The organism is Streptomyces sp. NPDC094034 (assembly GCF_040303865.1).
Classification (GTDB): Bacteria; Actinomycetota; Actinomycetes; order Streptomycetales; family Streptomycetaceae; genus Streptomyces.
Window position 1 is genome coordinate 1 of the sequence record NZ_JBEOUD010000096.1, and the last position, 4,863, is coordinate 4,863.

General features: G+C 64.9%; 6 protein-coding genes. 2 read left to right on the plus strand and 4 right to left on the minus strand.

The window, feature by feature from the left end:
- Positions 1-111: 111 nt before the first annotated feature.
- On the plus strand, positions 112-378 hold the full coding sequence (locus ABTZ59_RS36770) for a hypothetical protein (protein WP_351425720.1): 267 nt from the start codon (positions 112-114) through the stop codon (positions 376-378).
- 679 nt (positions 379-1,057) lie between these two features.
- On the opposite strand, the gene ABTZ59_RS36775 is transcribed toward ABTZ59_RS36770, so the two are convergent.
- The 4 genes from ABTZ59_RS36775 to ABTZ59_RS36790 form a co-directional block, all read right to left on the minus strand.
- The gene (locus ABTZ59_RS36775; RefSeq protein WP_351425723.1) at positions 1,058-1,270 is read right to left on the minus strand and encodes a hypothetical protein; all 213 of its coding nucleotides are present in this window, start codon (positions 1,268-1,270) and stop codon (positions 1,058-1,060) included.
- A 926-nt stretch (positions 1,271-2,196) separates the two neighbouring features.
- A complete protein-coding gene (locus ABTZ59_RS36780) occupies positions 2,197-2,499 on the minus strand; it encodes a DUF7701 domain-containing protein (RefSeq protein WP_351425728.1) in 303 nt (100 codons plus the stop codon).
- Complete coding sequence (locus ABTZ59_RS36785) at positions 2,496-2,963, minus strand: RipA family octameric membrane protein (RefSeq protein ID WP_351425731.1); 468 nt, start codon at positions 2,961-2,963, stop codon at positions 2,496-2,498. Before ABTZ59_RS36785 ends, ABTZ59_RS36780 begins: the two co-directional genes overlap by 4 nt.
- Positions 2,960-3,343: a TIR domain-containing protein gene (locus tag ABTZ59_RS36790; RefSeq protein WP_351425737.1), complete on the minus strand. Its 384-nt coding sequence runs from the start codon at positions 3,341-3,343 to the stop codon at positions 2,960-2,962. Before ABTZ59_RS36790 ends, ABTZ59_RS36785 begins: the two co-directional genes overlap by 4 nt.
- A 366-nt stretch (positions 3,344-3,709) precedes the next feature.
- Between ABTZ59_RS36790 and ABTZ59_RS36795 the strand changes: the two genes are divergently transcribed.
- Positions 3,710-4,732 (plus strand): hypothetical protein, encoded by a 1,023-nt coding sequence (locus ABTZ59_RS36795; RefSeq protein ID WP_351425747.1) that lies wholly within the window; start codon positions 3,710-3,712, stop codon positions 4,730-4,732.
- The last annotated feature ends 131 nt before the right edge of the window (positions 4,733-4,863 follow it).

Below are 4,863 nucleotides of genomic sequence, written 5' to 3' on the forward strand. Positions count from 1 at the left end.
CCACCCCCGCAACTACCTGGCCTTCCTCGGCCTCGCCGCCGCCCTCTGCTGCTACAAACGCCTCACACGACTCACCACATAGGACACGGTCTTAGACCTACGCAGCCGCTGGTGCCGCTGCCCGGCCGCGCCGCCCGGGTCCTTGAGCTGGCCGCGCTGAACGAGCCGGGCGTGGCCGAGGCGCGGGAGCTCGCCGGCTGGGCGGACCCGCGCGCCACCGGGTTCTTCTTCGGCTCCGGCCCGGCCGCCGCCTGGCTGAAGACCCTCCAAGAGCACGCGCCGCACCTGCTGCTGGCCGACGAGGCGGCCGACGTCTGGCCGGCGGCCCCGTTCCTGGAGCACCTGGCCGCCGTCGACCCCCAGGCCGCCGGCCAGTAGATGACCGGCCACGCCGCTGCGCTCGCCGCCGCCGGCCCCTGCGTTCTGGGTGTGCTGCTGCGCCTGGCCGATGTCGGCGCCCTCACCCCAGCCGGGGCGAGGCAACTGCTCCCGCAGGTCCTGCTTCCGGCCCGCCCCGGGGAGCCGGCCGGGCGCTGCGCAACCTGCACGCCGAATCCCCGGCTCTGGTCGGCCGGGCCAACCGTGTCCAGCAGGGCTACTGGTACCTCGGGAGATTGTGGAGCGGCACGAGGGCGGCGTCACGCTGCGCTAGGTCATATGTTGTGTCTCCTCCGCGTCCGTGGGCGTGCTGCCGTGGTCATGGGAAGCTGAGAGAGCGGGCCCAGCACCGGTTCCAATTCACGTCTCACCAGGCGGCGCAACGTCCAGACGAGTCGTAGCCTTGGCACTATCGGATCGAACCGGTTGAAGGTCGCATTCCAGTCCTCATTGAAAGAGACGATGCCCTTCAAGGGCAGATCCCAGCGCAGGCCCTTGGCTCGAGGCAGCGGTGGTGGAAATGCTGGGAGCCCGGGCAGCTGCGGCCACACGCCAGACCCTTCCTCGCCCGACCGCATGGCGTACTCCTGCGCCACGGCTTCACCGAAGGCCGTGTACTCCGCTGGCTCGCAGTAGACCAGCAGGACCAGCCGGGCGGGAGAGATCGTGCGCAGGGCTTCTACGAACTCCCGACCGTTCCAGGTCCCGGAGCCGCGGACATCATCACCACGTGGGCGCCTTGGATCATGTCGCTCACGGTGTCCTGCCAGTTATCTACGGGGAGGTAGCCGCGCTCCGCTCCGAGCAGTGGCAGCCGCTCGTCCGGTTGACCGACTGCGATGACCCGCCCGAGGCCCTTGAACTGCCTGACGAGGAAGTCCTCTTGCGTCATACCACGTATTTCAAAGGGGGACCGCATGAGGGCGCCAGGGGCCTCGGGCATGGGTAAGGCCATCTCCGGGTCGATACCGAAGGGGCGCAAGTAAAGGACATATTGCACCTCAGGGAAGTTCCCGAAAGAGGTGATGGTCCCGGACCGGTGGCGCCTACCTCGGACGAGGAGGGGATAGCTGCATCCGAAGAACAAACCCCCGACCGCCAAGACTGCAAGCATGATCAACAGGCGTGACCACAGGGGGAGCCGAGCCACACCGCCAGCTGGCTCATTCACCAGCACGTTGAACAACGCGGTGCCACTGAACAACATGGCCAGCCCGAGAAGGCGCACAGTCCAACCCAGGCTCGTCAGCATGCGCCCTCGAGTCCGACTCTGCGCCGAGTGAGGCGCCGTTGATTGCGTCCTCATGTATCCCCCGGTCAGCCATGGCGACAACTCTGCAGCGCCTTGCGATTGTGAGTGCGGCGTGCAGCGTGTGACAAGGCTTCCGCCGTGCTCCATGGGCCCGGAACGCGGCTGCTCCGCCGGGAGCCGCGCTGGTGACGTCCACTTCCACCGTCAAGGCCACCGCACCGACCCCTATACCCCGGCTACCGGTGAGCCGTCGCGGAGGGGCACCGTCATGCTCACCGGCCGCCAGTGGCCGACTTCATAGACTGGCTGCAGCGATGCCGTCGCACGGCCGCGTGTACGGCATGGACCATGACGATCCCTGATGGGGCGGCCACGGCCGGGTCGCGGCTACGCCGAACTGGTTGGCGGGCCGCTGGACTGCTGCAGTTCCCGACATCACTGCTGGAGTGCGGATGAGATCGACAGCGGCGTCGCCCTCCGAATGGAGCTCGAACACTCGGCGTCGGCAGGCGATCGCTGTACGGCCCGAGCCCTCGTGACGGTGCCGCGTGACTGGTCCAGCGGTACTAGTGATCTGCGCTGCGCTTCACTTGACGAGCAGCCGCGCGGATGGCTTCGGCGTACGGGGCATCAAAGGTTCGCGTCTCTGTATCAAGATCGCAAAAGGGGACCAGCGCCGCATGGGTGTTGTCCACTGACTGCATCCAGGCTGCCCAGGCGTTGTGAACGTCTTCGTCGGTGACCTGCTCCCCCTTGGCTTTAAGCAGCACGGCGTAGAAGCGGAACAGATCGTCAGAGTCCGAAGGAGGCTGGGCGTCCGGGGGGAGGCAGGACCGGATCAGGTCGGCGAGTGAATCGAGGTAGGTCACACGGTCAGTGTGCCCACAAACAGAACCAGGTGCGCCACGACGAACACCAGCGGAACGATGCGTTCGGACGTGCCCAGCTCTGCGTAACGCTTGCGCCAGCCTGGAATGGGGTCGCTCTTCAGGGCTTCCCACTCGTCAGCGAAGATCCTCGCCGGCAGGCGCTCCTCCAGCTTGTTGATCCCCTTGAACTTCGCGGTATTGAGATCCCGGTAGCTGCGAAGCTGCATCCACCAGGTGCCCGAAAGGGTGACGCCGGCTAGAGCCACGGTCAGAGACACCCACCAGGGAGATCCGGCGAGCTTCGGGAAGCCGAAGCTGATCAGAACGATGAACGTGGTCTGCACCGACAGGAAGAAGGCATTGGAGCTCCCCCGCCGGGCGGAGACCCGGTCGGCCATTTCTACGGCGAGCTTGTAGAGTTCAAGGAGCTCCGCCCGTTGGTTCGGATCGGGAGGTGTCGTCACCGTCCCCCTCCGACTAGGGACTTGAGGTTCTCCCACGTCCACTTGTAGACTTTGCCCGAGGTCCTTGCCGAGGTCGGCTTCTTCCCGGTCTTGCCGTTGTGCCCGTTCAGCAGGAAGTAATCGATTCCCTCTTCTTGAGCGATTCGCAGCTCGATGGCTACACCCACCGCCTCATCCGTGTGGTCACCGCAGATGACGACGACGACGTCCGACGCTCTGATCCTGGCGCGGGCCTTGACCTTCCAGTCGGGCGATGCCTCCTTGATCGACCAGTCATGGATCTCGAAGAGTGAGTTGGGATTCTTGGACTGCCCTATCAGGAAATCCTTGAGGGTCTTGTCGTAGTCATAGTCGAAACTGACGAACACACGCTTGGGCATGGGCATCAGGTTCCTTGCTGTACGTGGAGGCGCACTGCGAGCCCCGTAAGGGGGCACTGCAAATCATCAATGGCGCCTGTCCGGGTCCGTCCGCAGGGCGGCTGTAGTCATTCTCCCACCTGGCGGCTCGGCCGGAGCCCAGTTCGGCCAGCATCGCCGGTTGGTCTGCGGTGAGCCGGTCGCGAGGCCGGTGATGGTGGCGCGGTTGCTTCAGTTGGCGAAGCCCACCGGGCGGGCCGCCGCAGGGCTGCCTCGCCGCCTAACGGTGGAACAGAAGTGGATCAGTCCGAAGGTTTGCGTCCAGCCTCGCTGCTTGAGGCTCGCCGGGTTGTAGCCCAGTTACGCCTACTGGCACATCATGTCCTCATGGTCGAGAACACACCAAACAGGCAGCCTGCACATAGCCGGGCTCAGCGCCCCGCCTCCGGACTGGGGATGCGCCTTGTCGGGGCGGTTCTCCAGATCGTCGGTTGTCTCTTGCTTCTGGTCGCGGCCAACCGGATTCGTATGACGGGCACGGTGTTGAACTCGCCGTACCGCTCTTTGCCGATTTGGCAGACGCTGCTGGTCACAACCGGCATGCTCTGTACCGGAGTTGTTGTGTTGTACGCCGGGAGACGATTATCACGTCACGGGCGCCGGCACTTCACCCGTGTACTGCGCTCACCTCACGAGCTGGGTTCGGAGCCCTTCGTCCTCTTCCTCCGTCCGTTCAGCGAGGACCGCAAGACGTTTCAGTCGGGTTCGGCGTTTTCCGGTCATGGCTCGGCGTTGAGTCTGTTCATGAGCGCAGGCATGGAAAACCCAAGCTCCCAGACCCTTGAAGAGGGCATATCCCGAACCTTCCAACGGTTCGCCAGGTTACTGGCCGTCGGTCAGCCGGGAGAGAAACTGCCCCTCCCTGGAGCTGACAAGCTCTACCTCCCCCTGGACGGCTGGCAGCCCATCGTCAGCGAACTTCTGACCCGCGCCCGCCTGGTCGTCCTTGTCGCCGCTCCTGGTCCTGGAACCCTGTGGGAGTTCTCGGAGGCCGTACGGCTTCTCCCGCCAGCGAGGTTGATCCTCCTCGTCCTGTCTGACGACACCCTGGCCCATGAGCCCAGCGCATATGACCACTTCAGGCGATCCGTCCCTGAAGCCTTCGCCGCTCGGGACGCGCATGTGCGACCACCCCTTCTCCCCGACTGCCCCCCTCTTCGACACCCGGACCGTCTGCTTTGGGAGCCCGCCGTGCGGGGCATCGTCCGCTTCGATGCCGCGTGGACGCCAGAATTTGTACGTCTGGATCCCACGGCTGTGAGGGCGCTGACTCACCTCGGAAGAGCAAAGAAGCTGGCACGTCAGCAGATTGACCCCCTCCTGGAACGTCTCCAACGCGCACTGCCCTGAAGCGGGTATCACCACTGATGTCGCGGCTCTCTTGGCGATGAGCAGTTCTTACGTGCTGACTAGGGAGTTGCTCAGTCTTGGAGAGCGGAGTCCAGAAGAAGTTACCGGTAAGTAGGGTTGGTGTCGGGTTG

Coding starts and splice junctions, on each gene's coding strand:
- ABTZ59_RS36775 (WP_351425723.1), bottom strand. CDS start 1,270: ATGACGCAAGAGGACTTCCTCGTCAGGCAGTTCAAGGGCCTCGGGCGG.
- ABTZ59_RS36790 (WP_351425737.1), bottom strand. CDS start 3,343: ATGCCCAAGCGTGTGTTCGTCAGTTTCGACTATGACTACGACAAGACC.
- ABTZ59_RS36795 (WP_351425747.1), top strand. CDS start 3,710: ATGGTCGAGAACACACCAAACAGGCAGCCTGCACATAGCCGGGCTCAG.